The following is a 21433-nucleotide window of genomic DNA, read 5'->3' as shown; positions in this document are numbered from 1 at the left end:
AATCGGTATGCAACCGTATTTGTGCTTCCACCGGCAGGTCGTCCCGTTCTGTGGACCACCGTGGCTTGCTCCTCATGACCGGATGAAATGACTGATCTGCAGTTTCCAGCCCACGTGCTGGCAGCTAAGCAGCCTTCATAACAATTCGGACGGCAGGGTAAAGTCCACCCGCGGAAATGCAAGCATCGGTGTAGCCTTCCGGAGACTGCCAAGAAACGGTCAGTCGAACGATTATCTGATCCACGCGTTTTCCGGCAGCCTGGCTGCCGTATCCCGTGGACTCTCCAAACAAGGCACCAGCAGATTTCACCGTTGCCGGGATTCCCCGCAGCAGGTGAACCCTGGACCGCATGTCAGATCATCGGTTCCAGGGCCATTCAACGCGGCCGGCATCCATGCCGGACCGCCCGACGAGGGGGAAGGATCCTTCGTGACAGATACCACCGACCTGACTGCAGGTGTGGACTCATCAGCATCCGCCGGTTCCAACGGTGAATCGAATTCCAAGAGCTCCGGCCTTGCCGGCCTGAAGCTTGCACAGCTGCAGGCACTGGCCGGACAGCTGGGAATCACCGGCGGATCCCGCATGCGCAAGGGCGACCTGGTTACCGCCATCTCGAACCACCAGCGCGGCGGAGCCGTAGCAGACCGTCCGGTCCGCGGTTCGAAGGCAGAGGCACCGCAGGCGGACAAGGCCGTGGCGGAGCGCCCGGCCCAGGAAGCCGCCGCCGCAGCCCCGGCTGAAGCCGAGGGCGAGAAGGCCGCTGAGCGTCCGTCCCGCACCCGCAACCGCAACCGCCGTGCAGCGAGCGACGGCGTCGTCTCTCCGGCCGGCAGCGAAACCGCTGAAGCAGCACCCGCCGAAGCCCCTGCAGCCGCTCCGGCACAGGAAAACGGCCGGGAAGAAGGCCAGCGCGAGCGCGGCCGGAACCGCCGCAACCGCCGCAGCGACAGCGAGAACACCGCCGAGGAAGGCTCGGCCGAGGCCGCTCCTTCCCAGGACAAGGCAGAGAAGGGCGAAGCCGGACGGGACTCCCGCGAATCCCGCGAGGATGACCGGAACGAGCGTTCGGGCCGCAGCCGCAACCGCGGCGACCGCGGCGAGAAGAACGACCGCGACGGTAACCGGAACGACCGCGAGAACAACCGGGACAACTCCCGCAACGACCGCGAGAGCAACCGGAACGACCGCAGCGACCGCGATGCCGACGGCGATGACAACAGCCGCAGCGGACGCAACCGCCGCAATCGCAACCGGAACGACCGCAATGACCGCGGTGACCGCAATGACAGGTTCCGCGACCGCAACGAGCGGCGCCGCAACCGCGACCGCAGCCCCGAGGTTGACGACGTCGAGGTCACCGAGGACGACGTCCTGCTGCCCGTCGCAGGCATCCTGGATGTCCTGGAGAACTACGCGTTCGTCCGCACCTCCGGTTACCTGCCCGGCCCGAATGACGTCTACGTTTCGCTCGCCCAGGTCAAGAAGTACAACCTGCGCAAGGGCGATGCGGTGGTTGGCGCCATCCGCGCCCCGCGCGAAGGCGAGAACCAGGGCAACTCGGCACGCCAGAAGTTCAACGCACTGGTCCGCCTGACCTCCGTCAACGGCAAGCCCGCCGAGGACAACAAGGACCGGGTCGAGTTCAACAAACTGGTTCCGCTCTACCCGTCCGAGCGCCTGCGCCTGGAGACCTCGCCCAAGGTCATCGGCCCCCGTGTCATTGACCTGGTGGCCCCGATCGGCAAGGGCCAGCGCGGTCTGATCGTCTCCCCGCCGAAGGCCGGCAAGACGCTCATCCTGCAGGCGATCGCCAACGCAATCTCCATCAATAACCCCGAAGTGCACCTGATGATGGTCCTCGTGGACGAACGTCCCGAAGAAGTCACCGACATGCAGCGCACGGTCAAGGGCGAGGTCATTGCCTCCACCTTCGACCGTCCGGCCGATGACCACACCACGGTTGCCGAACTCGCCATTGAGCGGGCCAAGCGCCTCGTGGAGATGGGCAACGACGTCGTGGTCCTGCTGGACTCGATGACCCGCCTGGGCCGTGCCTACAACCTGGCGGCTCCGGCGTCGGGGCGTATCCTCTCCGGCGGCGTGGATTCCTCCGCGCTGTACCCGCCGAAGCGTTTCTTTGGTGCTGCCCGGAACATCGAAAACGGCGGCTCACTGACCATCCTGGCCACCGCGCTCGTCGAGACCGGGTCCAAGATGGACGAGGTCATCTTCGAAGAGTTCAAGGGCACCGGCAACATGGAACTGCGCCTTTCCCGCAACCTCGCGGACAAGCGCATCTTCCCGGCCGTGGACGTCAACGCCTCGGGAACCCGGCGCGAAGAGAACCTGCTTTCGGCTGAAGAGGTCAAGATCATGTGGCGCCTGCGCCGCGTGCTTTCGGGCCTGGACACGCAGCAGGCACTTGAACTGCTCACCGGCAAGATCAAGGAAACCCAGTCCAACGTTGAGTTCCTGATGCAGGTGCAGAAGACCACCCTGGGCACTAAGAACGATTAGCTGCCCCACCGAGCCGCTCATGCCCCCGGCCCTCTCCAGGAGGACCCGGGGGCCTGGGCGGCTTGGCAGTTAACCGCAGCGAAGCGGCAGCCGATTATTTCCAGCTGCCGCCCGGGGCGAGAATGGTTCTAAGACAGCAGCGGGATCCGCGAACACAGGCGCGCATCCCACGGCGCGAAGAAGGAATGGAAAACAATGTTTGAGTCCATACAGGGACTGCTGGATGAGCACGCCGAACTCCAGATGCGGCTCTCCGACCCCGCCGTGCACGCGGACCAGGGGCTGGCACGCCGGCTGGGACGCCGCTACGCCGAGCTGAGCCGTATTGTCGATGCCTATAACTCCTGGCACGGACTGGAAGACGACCTCGCTGCCGCCCAGGAAATGGCAGCCGAGGACCCGGAATTCGCCGCCGAGGTGCCCGTGCTCAAGGACCAGCTGGCCGAAGCCCAGGAGAAGCTCCGCCGCCTGCTGATTCCGCGTGACCCCAACGACGGCCGCGATGTCATCATTGAGGTAAAGGGCGGTGAAGGCGGCGACGAAGCGGCCCTGTTCGCCGGAGACCTGCTGCGTATGTACACCCGCTACGCGGAGTCCCGCGGCTGGCGCACGGAGATCATCTCCGCCACCGAATCGGACCTTGGTGGCTTCAAGGACGTGTCAATGGCCATCAAGGGTTCCTCCAACGATCCGGCCGAGGGCGTCTACGCCCGCCTGAAGTATGAAGGCGGCGTGCACCGCGTGCAGCGCGTGCCCGTCACCGAGTCCCAGGGCCGCATCCACACGTCTGCCGCCGGCGTACTGGTGCTGCCCGAAGTGGATGAGCCCGAAGAAGTCGAGATCAACCAGAATGACCTGAAGATCGACGTCTACCGTTCCTCCGGCCCGGGCGGGCAGTCCGTGAACACCACCGACTCCGCCGTGCGCATCACCCACCTGCCGACCGGCATTGTGGTGGCCATGCAGAACGAGAAGTCCCAGCTGCAGAACCGTGAAGCGGCCATGCGAGTGCTGCGTTCCCGCATCCTGGCCCACGAGCAGGAAAAGATCGACGCCGCGAACTCGGATATCCGCAAATCCCAGATCCGCACGATGGACCGTTCCGAGCGCATCCGCACCTACAACTACCCGGAAAACCGGATTGTGGACCACCGCACCGGCTACAAGGCCTACAACCTGGACACCGTCATGAACGGTGACCTGGAAGCCGTTGTCCAGGCTGCCATCGAAATGGATGAGCAGGCCCGCCTGGACGCAATCGGCGACGAAGCCTAGGCAACGCAGTGCCCTCCCTGGAGACGGCCCTGCGCGACGCGGCCGCGGAACTGGCCGCTGCCGGCGTGCCAAGCCCCCGGGTGGACGCAGAGCTGCTGGCGGCGCACCTGCTCGGCGAGAGCGTGGGCAGGGTGAAGGCGCTTGCCTTCACGGATGCCGCGGCACCGGAAGGCTATGCAGAACTGGTTGCCGAACGCGCCCGCCGGATTCCGCTGCAGCACCTCACCGGCAAGGCATACTTCCGCCGCCTGGAACTTGCGGTGGGGCCCGGGGTTTTCGTGCCGCGGCCGGAAACCGAAACCGTGGCGCAGCTGGCCATCGACCATGCGCTCGTGGTGCCGGCTCCGGCCCGGGTCGCAGACCTCGGCACCGGGTCCGGCGCCATTGCCGGGTCCGTGGCGGCAGAGGTTCCGGGCGCACAGGTCGTCGCGGTGGAACTGAGTCCGCTGGCCCTCGCCTGGGCACGCAGGAACCTTGAACCCCTTGGCGTCCAGGTGCTTGAAGGTGACCTCCGGACAGCGCTGGCGGGGCAGGAAGGCACCTTCGACGTCGTCGCCTCCAACCCTCCCTACATTCCCGCCGGCGCCGTTCCCAACGAGCCGGAAGCCGCTGAACACGATCCGGCCATGGCCCTCTACGGTGGGGGAGAGGACGGGATGGAGCTTCCCGACGCCGCTGCCAGGACTGCGGCGCGGCTGCTCAAACCGGGCGGCTACTTCGTGATGGAACATGCCGAAGTGCAGGCCGGCACCATCGCCGAACGGCTCGCAGCGGATCCGGCGTGGCAGGACGTCGCTTCCCACAATGACCTGAATGACCGTCCCAGGGCCACCTCGGCAGTCCGGTCAGCAACCCCAACCACTCTTCCCGACGTGAAAGAATAGCCCCGTGACCACCAGCTTTGACTGCACAGATACTGATACCCGCAGTGCCGGACTAGCTGCCGCGCAGCAGGCCATCGCCAACCGGCAGTGCATCGTGCTCCCCACCGATACGGTGTACGGAATCGGCGCCGATGCCTTCTCACCGCAGGCGGTGGCTACGCTGCTGGCGGCGAAGGGCCGTGGACGGTCCATGCCGCCACCCGTCCTAGTGCCGCGGCTCCAGACGATGGACGGGCTGGCCGTGGATGTCCCGGACGAAGCCCGTGCCCTCGCCGAAGCCTTCTGGCCGGGCGGACTGACCCTCATTTTCCATGCCCAGCCTTCGCTGACGTGGGATCTGGGAGACACCAAGGGCACGGTTGCGCTGCGAATGCCCGACGACGAAATTGCGCTGGATCTCCTGGCGCTGACCGGCCCCATGGCTGTCTCGTCTGCCAACCGCACGGGTCAGCCCGCGGCGCAGACCGCGGCCGAGGCACAGGCCCAGCTGGCCGAATCCGTGGAAGTCTACCTGGAAGCAGGGCCGCGTCCCGCTGAAGGCAGCGAGGGAATTCCGTCGACGATCGTTGACGCCACCGGTCCCGTGCTGCGCGTAGTGCGCGACGGCGCTGTCAGCCTGGACGAGCTCCGGGCCGTAGTGCCGTCCGTGCTGGGGCTGGGCGAAGAGCCGGCCGCGCAGAACGCCGAGCCGGGCGTTCCGGCCGATGCCGGCAGCGAGGCGCCGGCGTCTCCGGAGTCCTAGGCCGTCCGCGGGAATCCCGGATACCCGTCCGCAGCAGCCTCCGGACCGCAGCTTCACGGCAGCGGTCCGGAGGCTGCTTCTTTTAAGAGAGTTTGCGAGCAGCCTCAAGGACCTGGTGGACGCGCGGCTCCGGTACGTTTCCGGTTGCCTCGGCCCAGCCCGGTGCCTGCCGCTGGCCGAACCACATCATTTCCACCCGGCGCAGTGTTCCGTGCAGGCGCTCACCGAACAGTCCCGATACCAGGTAGCCGGTCCGCAGTGCCGTGCGGCACAGCCATACCGGCAGGTGCAGGGGACTGCGTCCGCCGGCGGCGCTGAGCACGGAGGCCACGGTGGCACCCTCCCAGGGCTGCAGGATGACCGGCGGCACGGTGCCGGAATGCCGGCCCGCCGCCAGCACGAAACTGCACAGTGCGTCCACGGAGCTCACCGGACTGGGAGACTTCCCCCGGCCGGCAACGGAGGAGAGCGGGGTGGAGGCCACCCGGACAAGGGACGCCGTGGTTTGGCGCGACGCACCCTGCACAGACGTGGCGCGGAGGCTGGTTACCGGGCACCTTCCCGGTACCCGTGCTCCCAGTGCGGCCTCGCCGAGTGCCTTGGACCGGGAGTAGGCGGAGAACGGCTCCACCTGCGTGCTTTCATCCAGCAGCGGCCGGTGTCCCTGGACGGCGGCACTGCTGAGGTGGATAAAGCGCCGGGCGCCGGCATCGTCCGCGGCATCGGCGATGACTACGGGCAGCAGTGCGTTGGCGCCGCGCAGCTCGGGAGAGTCGGCTCCGGTGGGTGTGGCCAGGCCTGCCGCGTTGATCACGACGTCCGCTCCCGAAAGTGCGCCGGCGAGGTCCTGCCGGATGTCCCGGAGTGCGGCCGCCTCGGCGAGGATACCCGACACCTCGAAGGTCCGGGACGTGAGTCGGGGAGCCTTCACGAAACGCACCGTGATGCCGGCGCTGGTGAGGACTGCTTCGAGCGAACTGCCGATGAAGCCGCTGGCGCCGAGGACAGCCCAGACGGGTTCCTGCCCTGCGGGTGTACTGCTGCTCAAAGGACCATCCTGCCGGTTTCGGGGTCTCGTGGAACTGCTGGGCCCGAAGGCCCGGACAGTGGCGGCATGGGCTGCCAGGCGGCATCCCTGAGGATGGCCCGCGATTCCCGCCATCCCCGCCACAGGGCACCGGCTCCGCTGAACCGGTGCTCAACGGCTGCGAGCCGCAGGAGTTCCTTTGCTGCCGTGAGGAGGGTGCCGGCCGCGAACCCGGCCCGGTTGAAGCGGCCGTGGCTGCGAAGGTAGCCGGCAGTGTGTCCGCGGTTGCGCATGGCACAGAAGCGGCTCAGGTCGCTCGAATCATTGAGGTGCCGGATGCCCAGGTCAATCTGCTTCTGCGGGCGTACCTTGCGCAGCACGAAGTCGTCAACGTAGGCGACCTTGTGGTTCAGGGAAGCCAGCCAGCCGTAGATCTCGTCGTCACCGTTGATGAAGTACCGCGGATCCGGAAGCCCGATTGCGCGCACTGCCCCGGCACTGATGAGCATGCCCTCGAAGCAGCCCACATTGGTCTCGAATGCGGCGCTGTCCCGGAAAACGTTGCCTCGGACGGGCACGTGCACGCCCAGCAGCGGTATGAACCGGTGCTGCCAGAAGAACGGGTTCCCGGCTTCGTCATAGCGCCTGCCGTGAATGCAGTCGTAGGTTCCTGTCCACTTTCCCAGTGCGGCCACGGCACCCGGGAGGGCCTCGACGTCGTCGTCCATCAGCCACAGCCATTGCGCACCCAGTTCGAGCGCAGCCTGGATTCCGGCAGAGAATCCGCCGGAACCGCCGGTGTTCTCCGTGAGGGTGACCACTGTCAGCGGCACCGGGGACCCAGCCGCGGCGGAGTCGAGGTACGCAGCGGTGTCATCGGTGCTGGCGTTGTCCACCACCACCACGCGCTCCGGTGCGGGATCCAGTCCTGCCACGGATTCAAGCAGGCCGCGCAGGTAGCCGGACCTGTTGAAGGTCACGACTACCAGTGCCAGGCCGTCGATTCCCGCTGCCGTTGCTGACACGCTAAAAGCCCTGGTCCGACGGCGGCCCGAAGGTTTTGCCGCGGAATCCGCCGGCGTAGGCACGCAGCCAGGACCTGAACCCGCGCAGGTCACGGGTACGTGCGAAGTGGATGGGGTAGCCGGCAGCGTCCGCCGCGAGGGAACGGACCCGTCGGTACCTGCGCGTCAGGTGTCCGCGGTTGCGGTAGAAGAAGAAGCGCTTGAACTCAGTGTCAGGGACCAGGACGTGCAGGCGCCCGCCGAGGATTTCCTGGACCTCGGACCATGCGGCCGGGTGGCTCAGTGCCACCGAGGTCAGGGTGCCGAAGGGAATGCCTGCCTTGCGGAGCCGGATCATGAAGTCCGTCTCGTCGCCGCGGATGAAGAGCCTGAGGTCCGGCAGGCCAACGCGGAAGAAGACGTCGCGGCGGATCAGCGCGCCGTTGAAGAAGTGGCCCACCCCGGGAATGAACCCGGCCTTGGCGACCTCTGCCCGGTCATGGGTGAGGCGGCCGTCAACCCGGAAGTGGAAGGAGAGGGTGTCGGGTTTGCCGGGGGCAACCACGAGCGGAAGGATGACATCCAGCCCGCGTTCATTGGCGCCGTCGAGCAGTGCCTGCAGGCAGCCCGGGTCTTCCGGATGCGCATCGTCATCCATGATCCAGATCCAATCGGCGCCGGAAGCCATTGCGGTGAGGATCGCCAGGGAGAAGCCGCCCGCGCCGCCCAGGTTCGTCTCCGAACGGACGTAGTTCACGTTCGCGGCTGAAGACTCGGCGATGTCCTTGACCGGGCTCGTGCCGGAGTCCACCAAGGCCACCGTAGAGACGCCGGCCGACTGCGCGGCCAGGGCCCCGAGGAGGGTCTTGACGTCATCGGGGCGGTCGAATGTCACCGCTGCAACGGCCACTGATTCCGGCAAGACGTTCCTTTCACGGCTCCGCCCCGATACCCCGGCGGTGCCGGACGTTCAAGGGGGTGCAGTTAGTATGCTGAATAGAATTCAGTCTATTACACCGGATTGGACGCCCTGCCGTGCCTGCGGCATGGCAGGACCGCTTACAACCTAGACACGAACCGGGCGCAGGCCCGCTGAGGACTATGAACGATTCAAGCAGGGACAGAACCACCCCGGCCAGGGACGAGAAGCCGGCGCTCTGGCTCTGGTCTCAATATGTGCTGGACTCACTGGCCTGGGTGGTGGCCATTGTCCTGGCTCTGATCCTGCGTTACGAGCTGTCCGTGGACGAGATCAACGTGTCCGGCCTGGCCGCATTCTGCGGCGTGGCCGTGGTGACCCAGCTCGTGGTGGGGTACTCGTTCGCCCTGTACCGCGGGCGGTACAGCTTCGGCAGCTTCCATGAGATGCGCCTGCTGGCCGTGGTTACGATCGTGGTCTCGGCAATCCTGGTCCTCGTGAGTGCGCTCTTTGGCCTCGCGCTAGACATTCCCCGCAGCACCGGCGTCCTGGCGTTCCCGTTCGCCTGCCTGTTCATGGCTGCCATCCGCTATATGAAGCGGATGTACGTTGAAAGCAAGGCGCGTCCCGGCGAGGAAGCACACCGGGCCCTGATCTACGGCGCGGGCTTCCTGGGCAACTCACTTGTCACACGGATGATGAACGATCCGGAATCCCCGTATTACCCCGTAGGCCTGATCGACGACGATCCGGCCAAGAAACACCTGAGGCTTGGCACCGTTCCCGTGGTGGGGAGGCTCACCGACCTGCGCGAGGCAGCACAGCGGACCCGTGCCACAGTGCTCATCATCGCGATCGGTGACGCAGACGCGTCCCAGGTGCGCCAGGTCACGGACCAGGCAGAAGGCCTGAACCTCCGGGTGATGGTGCTTCCCCCGCTCCGGGACATGCTGGCAAAGGGCACAGGCGCCGGCCTGACCGATTTCCGGGAAGTCGCCGTCGAGGACCTCATTGGCCGTCGGCCCGTGGACATCCACGTGGATGAAGTGGCCGGCTACCTCAAGGGAAAGAAGGTCCTGGTCACCGGTGCCGGCGGATCCATCGGTTCGGAGCTGTGCCGCCAGATCACGGCTTTCGAGCCGAGCGAGCTGATCATGGTGGACCGTGACGAAACCGGGCTCCAGCTCACCCAGCTGTCCATAACCGGCCAGGGCCTGCTCAACGGCCGGGACACGGTCCTCGCGGACATCCGGGACGCGCGGGCACTGGACGAGGTTTTTGCCCAGCGCCGCCCCGACGTAGTTTTCCATGCTGCCGCGCTCAAGCATGTTTCACTGCTGGAGCAGTACCCGCTGGAAGCATGGAAGACCAACGTGCTTGGCACGGCGAACGTCCTGCGCTCGGCGCAGAAGGCCGGCGTCAGCCACTTCGTCAACATTTCAACGGACAAGGCAGCTAACCCAACCACAGTGCTGGGACATTCAAAGCGCGTGGCGGAGAAGCTCACCGCATGGATGGCTGGGCGCAGCGGACGGCGTTTTGTTTCGGTCCGGTTCGGAAACGTCATTGGCAGCCGGGGATCCATGCTGCCGCTGTTCACCGAACAGATCCGCCAGGGCGGACCGGTGACGGTGACGGACCCCGAGGTGACGCGGTTCTTCATGACCATCCCCGAGGCGTGCCAGCTGGTGATCCAGGCCGGCGCAATCGGGCGCGGGGGAGAGGTGCTCATCCTGGACATGGGCGAGCCGGTCAAGATCCTGGATGTTGCGCGACGCATGATCGCCATGTCCGGGAAGGACATAGACATTGTCTTTACCGGACTCCGGAAAGGCGAAAAGCTCCACGAAATCCTGGTGGGCACCGGCGAGGACGATTCCCGGCCGCTTCACCCGAAGATCTCCCATGCATCCGTGGATGTCCTGGACCCGGAGGAACTCGACGCCGAGGACTGGCTGCGGCGGTGCGGCTTCGGACCGGCGGCCGCCGCGGAGACTGCCGGGGGAGCGGCCACTGCGCTCTTCCCGCTTCCTGATACGGCAGCACTGCGACTGGCGGATATCCAGGACGGAACCGGGCAGGGCGATCGGCGGACCGGCTGATGGCCCTTGCCGCTTCAGCCGCAGCCGCGTTCCTGGCGAGCCTGCTGCTGCCCTTCGCGTTTATCCCGCTGCTGCGCCGGCTGGGGGTCGTGGATGTGCCCAATGAGCGTTCTTCCCACACGAAGACCGTCATCAGGGGAGTGGGTGCCACCATTGCAGCGGGTGTACTGGTTGGCCTCGCAACGGCCCTGCTGACCGGCTATGTGGCGGTCGACCGCTCACTGGTCCTCCTGCTGATCGGTATCATCGCCTCGGCGTCGCTGCTGGGCTGGGTGGAGGACTTCCGCGGCCTCTCCGTGCTGGTCCGGTTTGGACTGCAGCTGGCAATCGGCGCCGCCGGAACCACGGCCCTGGCCGCCGCGCTGGGCCAGAGCTTCTGGTGGGTCCCGGTGGGAACCCTCGTCATCGCCGGCTACATCAACGTGGCCAACTTCATGGATGGCGTCAACGGCATCTCCGGCCTGCACGGGCTGGCGGTCGGTGTCCTCTATGCCATGGCGGGCGTCCTCTCGGACCAGGTGTGGCTCATCGCCGCGGGGTCGGTGATCGCCGCGGCCTTCGCGGCCTTCCTGCCCTGGAACCTGGGCCGCGGATCGGTCTTTATGGGCGACGTCGGCAGCTACCTGCTCGGCGCAGCCATCGCGGGGACCGCTGTTGCCGCGTTCCTCGCCGGCGTCTACATCGAGTACCTGCTCTTCCCCATCCTGATCTACCTGCTGGATGCCTTCACCACGCTGGTGCGCAGGATCTGGCGCGGCGAGCGGTGGTATGCCGCCCACCGCCAGCATGTTTACCAGCGGCTCACCGACGAAGGTTTCAGCCACGTCCAGTCTGCGTCCCTGGTGACACTGTGCACCGTAGTCGTGGGCGGCACCGGCCTGGTTACCGGAGGGACCGGCTGGGGTACGACGGCGGCGGGCACCGTGTTAGTGATTGCCGTTTCCTGCCTGTACCTGGCCTCTCCAAGGATTGCCGCGCACTTCCGGCAGCGGGCACGCACGTGATGCCCTTCCGGACAGTACGAAGCGGACTGTCGCCCGCACGGATGTCACAGCGCAGTTCTATGTACTGTAGAATTCAAGCGGTGCGACGTACAGAGCTGCGTCGCCACTAGCTCTTCCCACAGCCGTTTTCCCCACATCGCAAGGATGATCCTTCAGCCATGAGCCAAGCCGACGGCGCACGCGCTAAGCGGATCAGTGCTTCCGGGCCCACAGACGCGCCCTGGCTCCGCATCCTGGGGACGTCCCTTGCCTGGACCGGCATCCCTGCCGCCGCCGCAGCAGCGGCCGCACTGATCGCTGGTCCGGGACCTGCCGGTGCCGCGAGCGTTGCCGCCGGCTGGGGCCTCATCGCCCTGTTCTTCGGGCTCAGCCTCGTAGTCGGACATGTAGTGGGACGGAAGAACCCGTCAGGCGCCATAGGAATGTTCGCCGTGACATATGCGGTCAAGGTTGTCGGTTTCGCGGTGGCCCTCTGGAGCGTGGGCGTGCCTGAATGGCTCGAGCGCCCGTGGTTCGCTTTTGCTGCCCTCGGCACCGTAGTGATCTGGCAGGTCGCCGAAATCCGTGCGTTTTCCCGCACGCGCCAGCTGATTTACAACGATGTGCCAGCGCCTACAGACAACGCCGCGAAAGGAGCCTGAGGTGGCAGCGAAATCAAAGAAGAATGCAGCCGGACAGGTTCCCGCTGCGTTTGAAGCCCCGCTGAGCAAGCGCCGCGCAATCCTCCAATATGTCCTGTCCGGAATCATTGCCCTTGGTTTGATAGGGTGGGGGCTGGACAGTCTTCTGGGGACCCGCTGGATTCTTTTTGCAGGTATCGCCCTGGGCGGGCTGAGCGGTTTTTACGTCGCCGCCGCCCACGGGCTCACTTCCACTAAGCCAAAACCGCCTACGGGCGGAGAACGGCCGGATGAGGGTTAGACGAAGCAATGTCACACAACTTAGTAAACGGATGCATGCCACATGCCCCCGCCAATGAAATGCCCAACGATGGACAAAGCAGAGAGGAAACGCGTTGATCGCGCTTGCGCTTCCCGCCGCCAATGAAGAGGGGTTTGTTGCACCAACCCTCGATGAAATGCACCTCCCTGAGATCCTTCCCTGGGGCGCCGAGTACGGCGAGGGCTTTGGAAAGCAGATGCTGCTTATCCTGCTGTCCGTTGCCCTGATCAGCTGGTTCTTTATTGCTGCCGCACGGAAGCGGCAGCTTGTACCGGGCCGTCTGCAGTTCCTGGGCGAGTTCAGCTACAACCTGGTCCGCAACTCGATCGGCCGCGACATCATCGGTGAAAAGGACTTCCGTCCCTTTGTTCCGCTGCTGTTCTCGCTGTTCTTCTTCATCCTGCTGAACAACCTGTGGGGCAGCATCCCGCTGGCCCAGCTGCCGACCACCTCCCACGTAGGCACCGCGTACGCACTGGCCGCCATCGTGTACTTCACCTGGATCATCCTGGGCATCAAGAAGCACGGCATCAAGTACTTCAAGTACGCCACCGTTCCTTCCGGTGTTCCGGTTGCAATCCTGCCGCTGGTGGTCCTGATCGAAATCATCTCGACCTTCCTGGTCCGCCCGATCACCCACAGCCTCCGACTCTTCGCCACGATGCTCTCAGGCCACCTGATCATCATGCTTGCTGCGTCGGGCACCGAGTTCCTCCTGCTGGAGGCCGAAGGCCTGCTCAAGCCGCTCGGCGCGCTGACCCTGGTCGGCGGCGTCGGAATGTTCTTGTTCGAAGTTTTGATCCAGTGCCTGCAGGCGTACGTCTTCACCCTGCTGACTGCGATCTACATCCAAGGCTCAGTAGCAGCCGCGGACCACTAAAACCTCCCCTTAGCGGGGAACCCCCTGAACCAAACAACCTGCCTGCGGGCATCTTGAAAGGAAATACCAATGACTGGTGAAATCTCCGGCTCCCTGAACCTCATCGGCTACGGCCTCTCCGCAATCGGCGGTGCAATCGGTGTGGGCCTCGTCTTCGCCGCTTACATCAACGGTGTTGCACGCCAGCCCGAAGCACAGCGCGTCCTGCAGCCGATCGCCTTCCTGGGCCTGGCCCTGACCGAAGCCCTCGCCATCCTTGGTCTGGTTTTCGCGTTCGTCCTCTAACGTCAGCGCGTATTTCCCACACCAAGTAGATAGGACGGATGAGAAATGAACGAGGCAGTAATCCTCGCCGCCGCTGAAGGCGCTAATCCTCTGATCCCAAACATCTGGGAGATCCTGGTAACACTGCTTGGCTTCGCCGTGCTGATGTTCATCGTCGTCAAGTTCGTCGTCCCGATGTTCGAGAAGACGTATGCAGAACGTACCGAGGCCATCGAAGGCGGACTTGCCAAGGCCGAGGCAGCACAGGCTGAAGCCAGCGCTGCCCTCGACGAGTACAAGCAGCAGCTGATCGACGCACGCACCGAAGCCAACCGGATCCGTGAGGAAGCGCGCGCTGAAGGCGCTCAGATTCTCGCCGACCTGAAGGCAAAGGCTGCTGCCGAATCGGCACGCATCATGGAACAGTCCCAGGTGACCATCGAAGCCGAGCGCCAGGCAGCAGTTGTCTCGCTCCGCGCCGAGGTAGGAACCCTGGCCACCGAGCTGGCAAGCAAGATCGTTGGCGAGTCCCTCGCCGACGACGCGCGCTCCGCCCGCGTGGTTGACCGTTTCCTGGATGAGCTGGAAACCTCGCAGAACGCAGGTGCGGTTCAGTAATGGCAGGTATATCGAGCGAGTCACTGGCAGCGGCCCAGGGTCAGTTGGAAGCACGCCTTCCCAACGCGACCCTCGGCCTCGCCGAGGAACTCTTTGGAATCCTGGGCCTCCTGGACGGCCAGACCGGCCTGCTGCGGGCCCTGACTGATCCGGCTCGTGATGGCCATGAGAAGGCAGCCCTGGTCTCCAAACTGGTTGGCGGCAAGGTTTCGGCCGACGCCGAGCAGATTGTTGCTTCTTTGGTTGAATCCCGGTGGCGCACACCGCGCGACCTCGGGGATGCTCTGGAAACCCTGGCTGCAACGGTTGTCTCCGCGGTCGCGGAAAACAAGGGTCCCGGTTCAGCCGGCCTTGAAGAACTTGAGAGCGAACTTTTCGCCTTCAACGAGACCGTGGCAGCCAGCCATGAGGTGCAGCGAGCACTGTCCAACCCGCAGGCAAGCCTGCAGGCACGGGCAGAGCTGGCAGAGAAACTGGTGCCGGGCAGCTCCGACGCTGCGAAGGTACTGATCCGTCAGGCTGTCACCGCTCCGCGTGGACTCCGCCCGACCGCCCTGGTCACCCGGTTCCTTGAACTGGTTGCCGGACGGCAGCAGCGGTGGATCGCCGAAGTGCGCACCAGCCGGCCACTCACCGATGAGCAGCGGGCACGCCTGCAGGCGTCTCTGAACGGTCTGTACGGGCGCGAGCTGAAGATCAACGCAACCGTTGATCCCTCGATCGTCGGGGGCATCCGGGTTACGGTGGGCGATGAAGTCGTCGATTCCACCGTGGTAACCCGTTTGTCGGAACTCCGCCGGAAGCTCGCGGTTTAGCCACCCTTTGTGGCTTACCGGGCCATGAGAAACATTTGAGAACCAATCGAAGGTCATCGGCACGAAGCGATGATCACAACATAGGAGAGCAGGGACTGCAGATGGCCGAATTGACCATCAACGCCGACGACGTCCGTAATGCGTTGAATGAATTTGCGGCGTCCTACGAACCCGGAAACGCAGAGCGCGTTGAAGTTGGCCGCGTAACCACCGCCAGCGACGGCATTGCCCGTGTGGAGGGCCTGCCCTCCGTTATGGCGAACGAGCTGCTTCGGTTTGAGGACGGCACGCTGGGCCTGGCCCAGAACCTCGACACCCGTGAAATCGGTGTCGTTGTCCTCGGCGACTTTGGCGGAATTGAAGAAGGCCAGGAAGTTCACCGCACCGGTGAAGTCCTGTCCGTCCCCGTTGGGGATGCCTTCCTCGGCCGCGTCGTCGATCCCCTGGGCGAGCCCCTGGACGACATGGGACCGATCCAGGCTGAGGCACGCCGCGCACTGGAACTGCAGGCACCGGGTGTTACCCAGCGTAAGTCGGTTCACGAACCGCTTCAGACCGGCCTGAAGGCCATCGACGCGATGATCCCGATCGGCCGCGGCCAGCGCCAGCTGATCATTGGTGACCGCAAGACCGGCAAGACCGCTATCGCCGTCGACACCATCCTGAACCAGAAGGCCAACTGGGCTTCGGGTGACGCGGAGAAGCAGGTGCGCTGCATCTACGTGGCCATCGGCCAGAAGGCGTCCACGATCGCCGAGATCAAGCGGACCCTCGAAGATGCAGGCGCCATGGAGTACACCACCATCGTGGCCTCCCCGGCATCTGACCCCGCAGGCTTCAAGTACCTGGCACCGTACGCCGGCTCGGCTATCGGCCAGCACTGGATGTACGGCGGCAAGCACGTGCTGATCATCTTTGATGACCTCTCGAAGCAGGCTGAAGCCTACCGTGCCGTGTCGCTGCTGCTGCGCCGCCCGCCGGGACGCGAAGCCTACCCGGGCGACGTCTTCTACCTGCACTCCCGCCTGCTGGAGCGTTGCGCAAAGCTCTCCGACGAGCTCGGCGCAGGTTCGATGACCGGCCTGCCGATCATCGAGACCAAGGCAAACGACGTCTCGGCCTACATCCCGACCAACGTCATCTCCATCACCGACGGCCAGATCTTCCTGCAGTCGGACCTCTTCAACGCCAACCAGCGCCCTGCCGTGGATGTTGGTATCTCCGTCTCCCGCGTTGGCGGTGCGGCACAGCAGAAGGCCATGAAGAAGGTTTCCGGTACGTTGAAGCTGGAACTGGCCCAGTACCGTGACATGCAGGCATTCGCCATGTTCGCCTCGGACCTGGATGCGGCTTCCCGCCAGCAGCTGACCCGCGGTGCACGCCTGATGGAACTGCTCAAGCAGGGCCAGTACGCGCCGTACCCCGTTGAAGACCAGGTTGTCTCCATCTGGGCCGGTACGAACGGCTTCCTCGATGACGTTCCGGTGGAAGATGTTCGCCGCTTCGAATCCGAGTTCCTTGACCACGTCCGCCACTCTTCGAAGGTCATGACCGTTCTGGCCGAGACCAACAAGCTCGAAGACTCAACGGTTGACGAACTCAAGACGCTCATCACCGACTTCAAGCAGGGCTTCTTCGGCGAGGGTGACAACCGCATGGTTGCTGCCGGCCACGAAGAAGCTTCGGCTCTGGACGAGGACGCCGTCGACCAGGAAAAGATCGTCAAGCAGAAGCGCTAGCGGCTTAGAGTTCCGCGGCCGGTGCAAGCCGGCCGCGGAACCCCTGGCCATTGCCTTAGCCCCTAGTCTCAACTAGGAACCGAAAGGAAAAGTATGGGAGCCCAAATTCGGGTCTACCGCCAGAAGATCGCCTCGACCACGTCGATGCAGAAGATCTTCAAGGCGATGGAGCTGATTGCTGCCTCTCGCATTGGAAAGGCCCGCACCCGCGTTGCCGCGGCGCTGCCTTATTCCAATGCGATCACCCGTGCCGTTTCTGCTGTGGCGTCCCAGTCGGAAATCGATCACCCGCTGACTACCGAGCCGGAGCAGATCCGCCGGGCCGCAGTAGTGATCATGACTTCTGACCGCGGTCTTGCCGGATCGTACTCCGCCGGAGTCCTGAAGCAGAGCGAATCGCTGAACGAATTGCTCCGTGAAGAGGGCAAAGAGGTCAAGACGTACCTGGTGGGACGCAAGGCCCAGGCGTACTACGACTTCCGCGACCGCGCTTACGAACGCGTGTGGACCGGCGGTACGGATGCGCCCGAGTTCGAGACCGCCCGTGAAATCGGCAAGACACTCCTCGATGACTTCAATACGGCCTACGAAGACGGCGGCGTGGACGAAATCCACATCGTATTCACGCGCTTCAAGTCCATGGTTGTCCAGGAACCTGCGGTAATCCGCCTGCTGCCGCTGGAAGTAGTCGAAGAGGAAGCACCGTCCGAATCGGACATCCTGCCCCTCTACGAGTACGAGCCCGAACCGGAACAGGTCCTTGACGCACTGCTGCCGCGCTACATCGAGTCGCGCATCTTCGCAGCTATGCTCCAGGCCGCCGCTTCCGAGCTCGCAGCCCGCCAGCGCGCCATGAAATCCGCAGGGGACAACGCCTCCGAACTTATTAAGAAGTACACGCGACTTCGCAATAACGCCCGTCAGGCTGAAATCACCCAGGAACTCTCCGAGATCGTGGCAGGTGCGGACGCGCTCAGCGCTTCCTAGCCCGCTTATCGAAGAGATCCACCAGAAAATACTTAGTCCACACGCCATCTAACTGAGTGAAGTGAGAGAGATGACTGCCCAAACTGCCGAGCACGGAGCAACCTCCGTAGCCCCGGGCGCCACAGGCCGTATCGCCCGTGTCATTGGCCCGGTTGTCGACGTCGAATTCCCGGCTGACGCAATCCCCACCATCTACAATGCACTCACCACCGAGCTGACGCTCAACGGTGAGACCAAGACCATCACGTTCGAGACCTCCCAGCACCTGGGTGACAACCTCGTACGCGCCATCTCCCTGCAGGCCACCGACGGCCTGGTCCGCGGCGCAGCCGTGGTGGACACCGGTGCTCCGATCTCCGTTCCCGTTGGTGACGGCGTCAAGGGCCACATCTTCAACGTGCTCGGTGAGCCGCTGGACGTTCCGGCCGAGCAGCTGGAAATCAACGAGCGCTGGCCGATCCACCGCAAGGCCCCGAACTTCGCGGACCTTGAGGGATCCACCGAGATGCTGGAAACCGGCATCAAGGTCATCGACCTTCTCACCCCGTACATCAAGGGTGGAAAGATCGGCCTGTTCGGCGGCGCCGGCGTTGGCAAGACCGTTCTGATCCAGGAAATGATCACCCGTGTTGCCCGCAACTTCGGTGGTACCTCGGTGTTCGCCGGTGTTGGCGAGCGTACCCGTGAAGGCAACGACCTCTGGGTTGAAATGGAAGAGGCAGGCGTCCTGAAGGACACCGCCCTTGTATTCGGCCAGATGGATGAGCCGCCGGGAACGCGTCTGCGCGTTGCACTGTCCGGCCTGACCATGGCGGAATACTTCCGCGATGTCCAGAACCAGGACGTGCTGCTCTTCATCGACAACATCTTCCGCTTCACCCAGGCCGGTTCCGAGGTGTCGACCCTGCTGGGACGCATGCCTTCGGCCGTGGGCTACCAGCCCAACCTGGCTGACGAGATGGGTCTGCTGCAGGAGCGCATCACCTCGACGAAGGGCCACTCCATCACCTCGATGCAGGCCATCTACGTCCCGGCTGATGACTACACCGACCCGGCTCCGGCCACCACCTTCGCGCACCTGGATGCCACCACGGAACTTTCCCGTGAAATCGCATCCCGTGGCCTGTACCCGGCCGTGGATCCGCTGACTTCAACCTCGCGTATCCTCGACCCGCAGTACGTTGGCCAGGAGCACTACGACACGGCTGTCCGCGTCAAGCAGATCCTGCAGAAGAACAAGGAACTGCAGGACATCATTGCCATCCTCGGCATTGACGAACTGGGCGAAGAAGACAAGATCGTCGTCGCCCGTGCACGCCGCATCCAGCAGTTCCTGTCGCAGAACACCTACACCGCCAAGCAGTTCACCGGCGTTGAGGGCTCGACCGTATCCGTCAAGGACACCATCGAAGGCTTCAAGGCTATCTGCGACGGCGACGTGGACCACATTGCCGAGCAGGCCTTCTTCAACGTTGGCGGCATGGACGATGTTGAGCGTCAGTGGGCGAAGATCCAAGAGCAGACCGGGAAGTAAGCCCCATGGCTGACACTGCTGAACTCGAAGTCGAGATTGTCGCGGCCGACCACTTTGTGTGGTCAGGTCCGGCAAAGATGGTCAAGGCACGCACTGCCGACGGTGAAATCGGGATCCTTCCCGGCCACGCGCCGGTGCTGGCGATCCTGGCCGAGGGCGAGCTGGCCATCGAACCGGTGTCCGGCAGCCGCATCACCGTTGGCGTTGACGGCGGGTTCTTCTCCGTCGACTCCAACCGTGTGGTCATCGTCGCGGACAACGCCCAGCTGAACGACGCAGCCAACGCTGGGACCCGCTGACCCTCTCCAATGGACAGTACCTACGTGTTCATTGCGCTGGCAGCCTTCTTCGGGCTGCTGGTACTTGCAACGGCGCTTTTCTGGGTGCGCCGCACGCAGCTGCGGCGCACCCTGGGTACCTTCGACGCCTCCATCTGCTTCCCGCCCGGCGGGTGGCGGATGGGGGTTTGTCGTTATACGGACACCCATCTTGAATGGCTCCGTCTGTTCTCTCTCAGCCCGCGGCCTCCGCACAGGTTCCTGCGCAGCTCCCTGGAGGTGAAGGGGTGGCGCCAGCCCACCGAGGCTGAGCGCGCCCGCATTCAGCCCGGAGCGCTGGTAGTGACCCTGGAGTACGAGGGGCGCGAGCTGCTCATGGCAATGAAGTATGACGTCTACACCGGACTGTCTTCCTGGCTGGAAGCCGGTCCGGTGATAGGCATCGGCACCTGGCGCTAAGGCCCGGGACTAAGTGCGCGCAAAGGCGCAGGGAATCTTCCCTGCGCCTTTGCCGTATCCAGCCGGCGGCACGCGGCAGCGCCCCGCGGCCCCTAGTATGGAGGCATGGAAGACGTCATTGTTGTCACCGGCCCCTCCACGCTCAACGGCTCGGTGACCGTCCCCGGGGCCAAGAACTCGGTACTGAAGCTCATGGCAGCCACGCTGCTGGCGCAGGGACGTTCCACCATCACCAACGTGCCCAACATCCAGGACGTCTGGATTATGGCCGAGCTGCTGCGCCGGCTGGGCTGCACCGTGGATTACGACGCCGACGCCGCCGAGGTGCGGATCGACGTCCCGGCCGTTCCCGGCCACCAGGCGGACTACGACCTTGTCCGGGCCATGCGCGCCTCGATTTCCGTGCTCGGCCCGCTGGTGGCCCGATGCCGCCGCGCGGAGGTTGCCCTGCCCGGCGGAGACGCCATCGGCTCGCGCGGACTGGATATGCACCGGGCCGGGCTGGAAGCGATGGGCACCTCCATTTCCATCGACCACGGCTACCTGATCGCTTCCGTACCTGACGGACTCGTTGGTGCCCGGCATGTCCTCGACTTTCCCTCGGTGGGGGCTACCGAGAACATCATGATGGCGGCCACCCTGGCCCGCGGCACCACCATCATCGACAATGCGGCCCGTGAACCCGAGATCACCGACATCGCACGGATGCTTTGTGCAATGGGCGCCCAGATCAGCGGAATCGGAACCAACACCCTGGTGATCGAGGGAGTCCAGACGCTCTCTCCCGTGACGCACCGTGTGGTGCCGGACCGCATCGTCGCCGGTACGTGGGCGTTTGCTGCGGCCATCACCGGAGGCAACATCGAGGTGCGCAATGCCGACCCCCGCGCGCTCACGGTGGTGCTGGACAAGCTTGCCCAGGCGGGCTGCGCGGTGGAGACCCGGCAGGATGGGTTCACCGTCAAGGGACCCTCCCGTCCGGAGCCGATCAACGTGTCCACCCTCCCGTACCCGGGCTTTCCTACGGACCTGCAGCCTTTCGTGGTGGCGTTGAACGCCGTTTCCACCGGCTCCGGCATGGTCACGGAGAACGTGTTTGAAGCGCGCTGGGGGTTCACCTCGGAACTGGCCCGGCTGGGTGCCGTGGTGCGCCTGGACGGACACCATGCCCTGATCCAGGGAGTATCGCGGCTTTCCGGGGCGCCGGTGGAGGCGAACGACATTCGGGCGGGTGCCGCACTGGTGATCGCCGGGCTGGCGGCGGAAGGGACCACGGAAGTGCGGGGAGTGGACCACATTGACCGCGGCTACGAGCGGTTCATGGAGTCGCTGCGCGGCCTTGGCGCCAACGTGCTGCGCCGCCGCAGCTAAATCCCGGCCACCCTTCTTCCGCCGAGAGGCCAGTTACGGCCCCTTTCAGCCCTGGGAAGAGCCGTAAC

The 21433-nt window shown here is 64.7% G+C and carries 21 protein-coding genes; 18 read left to right on the top strand and 3 right to left on the bottom strand.

What is annotated here, in order from left to right; all coding sequences use genetic code 11:
* Window positions 1–430: 430 nt before the first annotated feature.
* The 4 genes from rho to GD628_RS00480 all read left to right on the top strand — a co-directional run bounded on the left by rho (window position 431) and on the right by GD628_RS00480 (window position 5422).
* A complete protein-coding gene (rho, locus tag GD628_RS00495) occupies window positions 431–2521 on the top strand; it encodes a transcription termination factor Rho (protein WP_091603424.1) in 2091 nt (696 codons plus the stop codon).
* Between the two features lie 195 nt (window positions 2522–2716).
* Window positions 2717–3796 carry a peptide chain release factor 1 gene (gene prfA, locus GD628_RS00490; protein ID WP_091603428.1) on the top strand — a complete coding sequence of 360 codons (1080 nt, stop codon included), beginning with the start codon at window positions 2717–2719 and terminating at the stop codon, window positions 3794–3796.
* Window positions 3797–3804: 8 nt separating this feature from the next.
* Entirely contained in the window at window positions 3805–4680 is an 876-nt protein-coding gene (gene prmC, locus GD628_RS00485) for a peptide chain release factor N(5)-glutamine methyltransferase (protein ID WP_152273523.1), read from the top strand.
* Window positions 4681–4684: 4 nt separating this feature from the next.
* On the top strand, window positions 4685–5422 hold the full coding sequence (locus GD628_RS00480) for an L-threonylcarbamoyladenylate synthase (protein WP_152273522.1): 738 nt from the start codon (window positions 4685–4687) through the stop codon (window positions 5420–5422).
* A gap of 82 nt (window positions 5423–5504) precedes the next feature.
* Here the strand turns inward: GD628_RS00480 and GD628_RS00475 are convergent, their stop codons facing one another.
* From GD628_RS00475 to GD628_RS00465, 3 genes are read right to left on the bottom strand one after another with little or no spacing between them, the layout of a single operon-like run.
* Complete coding sequence (locus GD628_RS00475) at window positions 5505–6470, bottom strand: NAD-dependent epimerase/dehydratase family protein (RefSeq protein ID WP_226802278.1); 966 nt, start codon at window positions 6468–6470, stop codon at window positions 5505–5507.
* On the bottom strand, window positions 6467–7474 hold the full coding sequence (locus tag GD628_RS00470; RefSeq protein ID WP_193313160.1) for a glycosyltransferase: 1008 nt from the start codon (window positions 7472–7474) through the stop codon (window positions 6467–6469). The genes GD628_RS00475 and GD628_RS00470 overlap by 4 nt, the downstream gene beginning before the upstream one ends.
* A gap of 1 nt (window position 7475) precedes the next feature.
* Entirely contained in the window at window positions 7476–8375 is a 900-nt protein-coding gene (locus tag GD628_RS00465) for a glycosyltransferase (RefSeq protein ID WP_091603440.1), read from the bottom strand.
* Window positions 8376–8554: 179 nt separating this feature from the next.
* On the opposite strand from GD628_RS00465, the gene GD628_RS00460 reads away from it, so the two are divergent.
* The 14 genes from GD628_RS00460 (at window position 8555) to murA (ending at window position 21365) form a co-directional block, all read left to right on the top strand.
* Window positions 8555–10474 (top strand): polysaccharide biosynthesis protein, encoded by a 1920-nt coding sequence (locus GD628_RS00460; protein ID WP_152273519.1) that lies wholly within the window; start codon window positions 8555–8557, stop codon window positions 10472–10474.
* The gene (locus GD628_RS00455) at window positions 10474–11478 is read left to right on the top strand and encodes an MraY family glycosyltransferase (protein WP_152273518.1); all 1005 of its coding nucleotides are present in this window, start codon (window positions 10474–10476) and stop codon (window positions 11476–11478) included. Before GD628_RS00460 ends, GD628_RS00455 begins: the two co-directional genes overlap by 1 nt.
* A gap of 158 nt (window positions 11479–11636) precedes the next feature.
* The gene (locus tag GD628_RS00450; RefSeq protein ID WP_152273517.1) at window positions 11637–12119 is read left to right on the top strand and encodes a hypothetical protein; all 483 of its coding nucleotides are present in this window, start codon (window positions 11637–11639) and stop codon (window positions 12117–12119) included.
* Window position 12120: 1 nt separating this feature from the next.
* Complete coding sequence (locus GD628_RS00445; RefSeq protein ID WP_091603453.1) at window positions 12121–12399, top strand: AtpZ/AtpI family protein; 279 nt, start codon at window positions 12121–12123, stop codon at window positions 12397–12399.
* 94 nt (window positions 12400–12493) lie between these two features.
* Window positions 12494–13300 carry a F0F1 ATP synthase subunit A gene (atpB, locus tag GD628_RS00440; RefSeq protein WP_152273516.1) on the top strand — a complete coding sequence of 269 codons (807 nt, stop codon included), beginning with the start codon at window positions 12494–12496 and terminating at the stop codon, window positions 13298–13300.
* Window positions 13301–13369: 69 nt separating this feature from the next.
* On the top strand, window positions 13370–13585 hold the full coding sequence (atpE, locus tag GD628_RS00435) for an ATP synthase F0 subunit C (RefSeq protein WP_026555392.1): 216 nt from the start codon (window positions 13370–13372) through the stop codon (window positions 13583–13585).
* Window positions 13586–13630: 45 nt separating this feature from the next.
* Window positions 13631–14182: a F0F1 ATP synthase subunit B gene (locus GD628_RS00430; protein ID WP_091603459.1), complete on the top strand. Its 552-nt coding sequence runs from the start codon at window positions 13631–13633 to the stop codon at window positions 14180–14182.
* A complete protein-coding gene (locus GD628_RS00425) occupies window positions 14182–14997 on the top strand; it encodes a F0F1 ATP synthase subunit delta (protein ID WP_091603462.1) in 816 nt (271 codons plus the stop codon). Before GD628_RS00430 ends, GD628_RS00425 begins: the two co-directional genes overlap by 1 nt.
* A 101-nt stretch (window positions 14998–15098) precedes the next feature.
* Window positions 15099–16736, top strand: coding sequence for a F0F1 ATP synthase subunit alpha (gene atpA / locus GD628_RS00420; RefSeq protein WP_091603469.1), 1638 nt, complete (start codon window positions 15099–15101; stop codon window positions 16734–16736).
* Between the two features lie 93 nt (window positions 16737–16829).
* Window positions 16830–17723: a F0F1 ATP synthase subunit gamma gene (locus GD628_RS00415; protein WP_091603472.1), complete on the top strand. Its 894-nt coding sequence runs from the start codon at window positions 16830–16832 to the stop codon at window positions 17721–17723.
* A gap of 70 nt (window positions 17724–17793) precedes the next feature.
* On the top strand, window positions 17794–19257 hold the full coding sequence (atpD, locus tag GD628_RS00410) for a F0F1 ATP synthase subunit beta (protein ID WP_091603475.1): 1464 nt from the start codon (window positions 17794–17796) through the stop codon (window positions 19255–19257).
* A 5-nt stretch (window positions 19258–19262) separates the two neighbouring features.
* A complete protein-coding gene (locus GD628_RS00405; protein ID WP_055239633.1) occupies window positions 19263–19556 on the top strand; it encodes a F0F1 ATP synthase subunit epsilon in 294 nt (97 codons plus the stop codon).
* A 9-nt stretch (window positions 19557–19565) separates the two neighbouring features.
* Window positions 19566–19994, top strand: coding sequence for a DUF2550 domain-containing protein (locus tag GD628_RS00400; RefSeq protein WP_091603478.1), 429 nt, complete (start codon window positions 19566–19568; stop codon window positions 19992–19994).
* Between the two features lie 105 nt (window positions 19995–20099).
* Window positions 20100–21365 (top strand): UDP-N-acetylglucosamine 1-carboxyvinyltransferase, encoded by a 1266-nt coding sequence (gene murA, locus GD628_RS00395; protein ID WP_091603481.1) that lies wholly within the window; start codon window positions 20100–20102, stop codon window positions 21363–21365.
* Window positions 21366–21433 lie beyond the last annotated feature (68 nt).

Origin of the sequence: Arthrobacter koreensis, from assembly GCF_009193255.1 — a bacterium.
Classification (GTDB): domain Bacteria; phylum Actinomycetota; class Actinomycetes; order Actinomycetales; family Micrococcaceae; genus Arthrobacter_B; species Arthrobacter_B koreensis.
The sequence above is the reverse complement of the archived record's forward strand: the minus strand, read 5'-3'. Positions and strand labels throughout refer to the sequence as shown.

What these genes read in the sequence shown, in the direction of transcription:
- GD628_RS00425 (WP_091603462.1), top strand. Translation starts at nt 14,182, where the DNA reads ATGGCAGGTATATCGAGCGAGTCACTGGCAGCGGCCCAGGGTCAGTTG.
- GD628_RS00450 (WP_152273517.1), top strand. Translation starts at nt 11,637, where the DNA reads ATGAGCCAAGCCGACGGCGCACGCGCTAAGCGGATCAGTGCTTCCGGG.
- GD628_RS00460 (WP_152273519.1), top strand. Translation starts at nt 8,555, where the DNA reads ATGAACGATTCAAGCAGGGACAGAACCACCCCGGCCAGGGACGAGAAG.
- GD628_RS00415 (WP_091603472.1), top strand. Translation starts at nt 16,830, where the DNA reads ATGGGAGCCCAAATTCGGGTCTACCGCCAGAAGATCGCCTCGACCACG.
- atpA (WP_091603469.1), top strand. Translation starts at nt 15,099, where the DNA reads ATGGCCGAATTGACCATCAACGCCGACGACGTCCGTAATGCGTTGAAT.
- GD628_RS00455 (WP_152273518.1), top strand. Translation starts at nt 10,474, where the DNA reads ATGGCCCTTGCCGCTTCAGCCGCAGCCGCGTTCCTGGCGAGCCTGCTG.
- atpE (WP_026555392.1), top strand. Translation starts at nt 13,370, where the DNA reads ATGACTGGTGAAATCTCCGGCTCCCTGAACCTCATCGGCTACGGCCTC.
- atpD (WP_091603475.1), top strand. Translation starts at nt 17,794, where the DNA reads ATGACTGCCCAAACTGCCGAGCACGGAGCAACCTCCGTAGCCCCGGGC.
- GD628_RS00400 (WP_091603478.1), top strand. Translation starts at nt 19,566, where the DNA reads ATGGACAGTACCTACGTGTTCATTGCGCTGGCAGCCTTCTTCGGGCTG.
- prfA (WP_091603428.1), top strand. Translation starts at nt 2,717, where the DNA reads ATGTTTGAGTCCATACAGGGACTGCTGGATGAGCACGCCGAACTCCAG.
- GD628_RS00430 (WP_091603459.1), top strand. Translation starts at nt 13,631, where the DNA reads ATGAACGAGGCAGTAATCCTCGCCGCCGCTGAAGGCGCTAATCCTCTG.
- murA (WP_091603481.1), top strand. Translation starts at nt 20,100, where the DNA reads ATGGAAGACGTCATTGTTGTCACCGGCCCCTCCACGCTCAACGGCTCG.
- GD628_RS00405 (WP_055239633.1), top strand. Translation starts at nt 19,263, where the DNA reads ATGGCTGACACTGCTGAACTCGAAGTCGAGATTGTCGCGGCCGACCAC.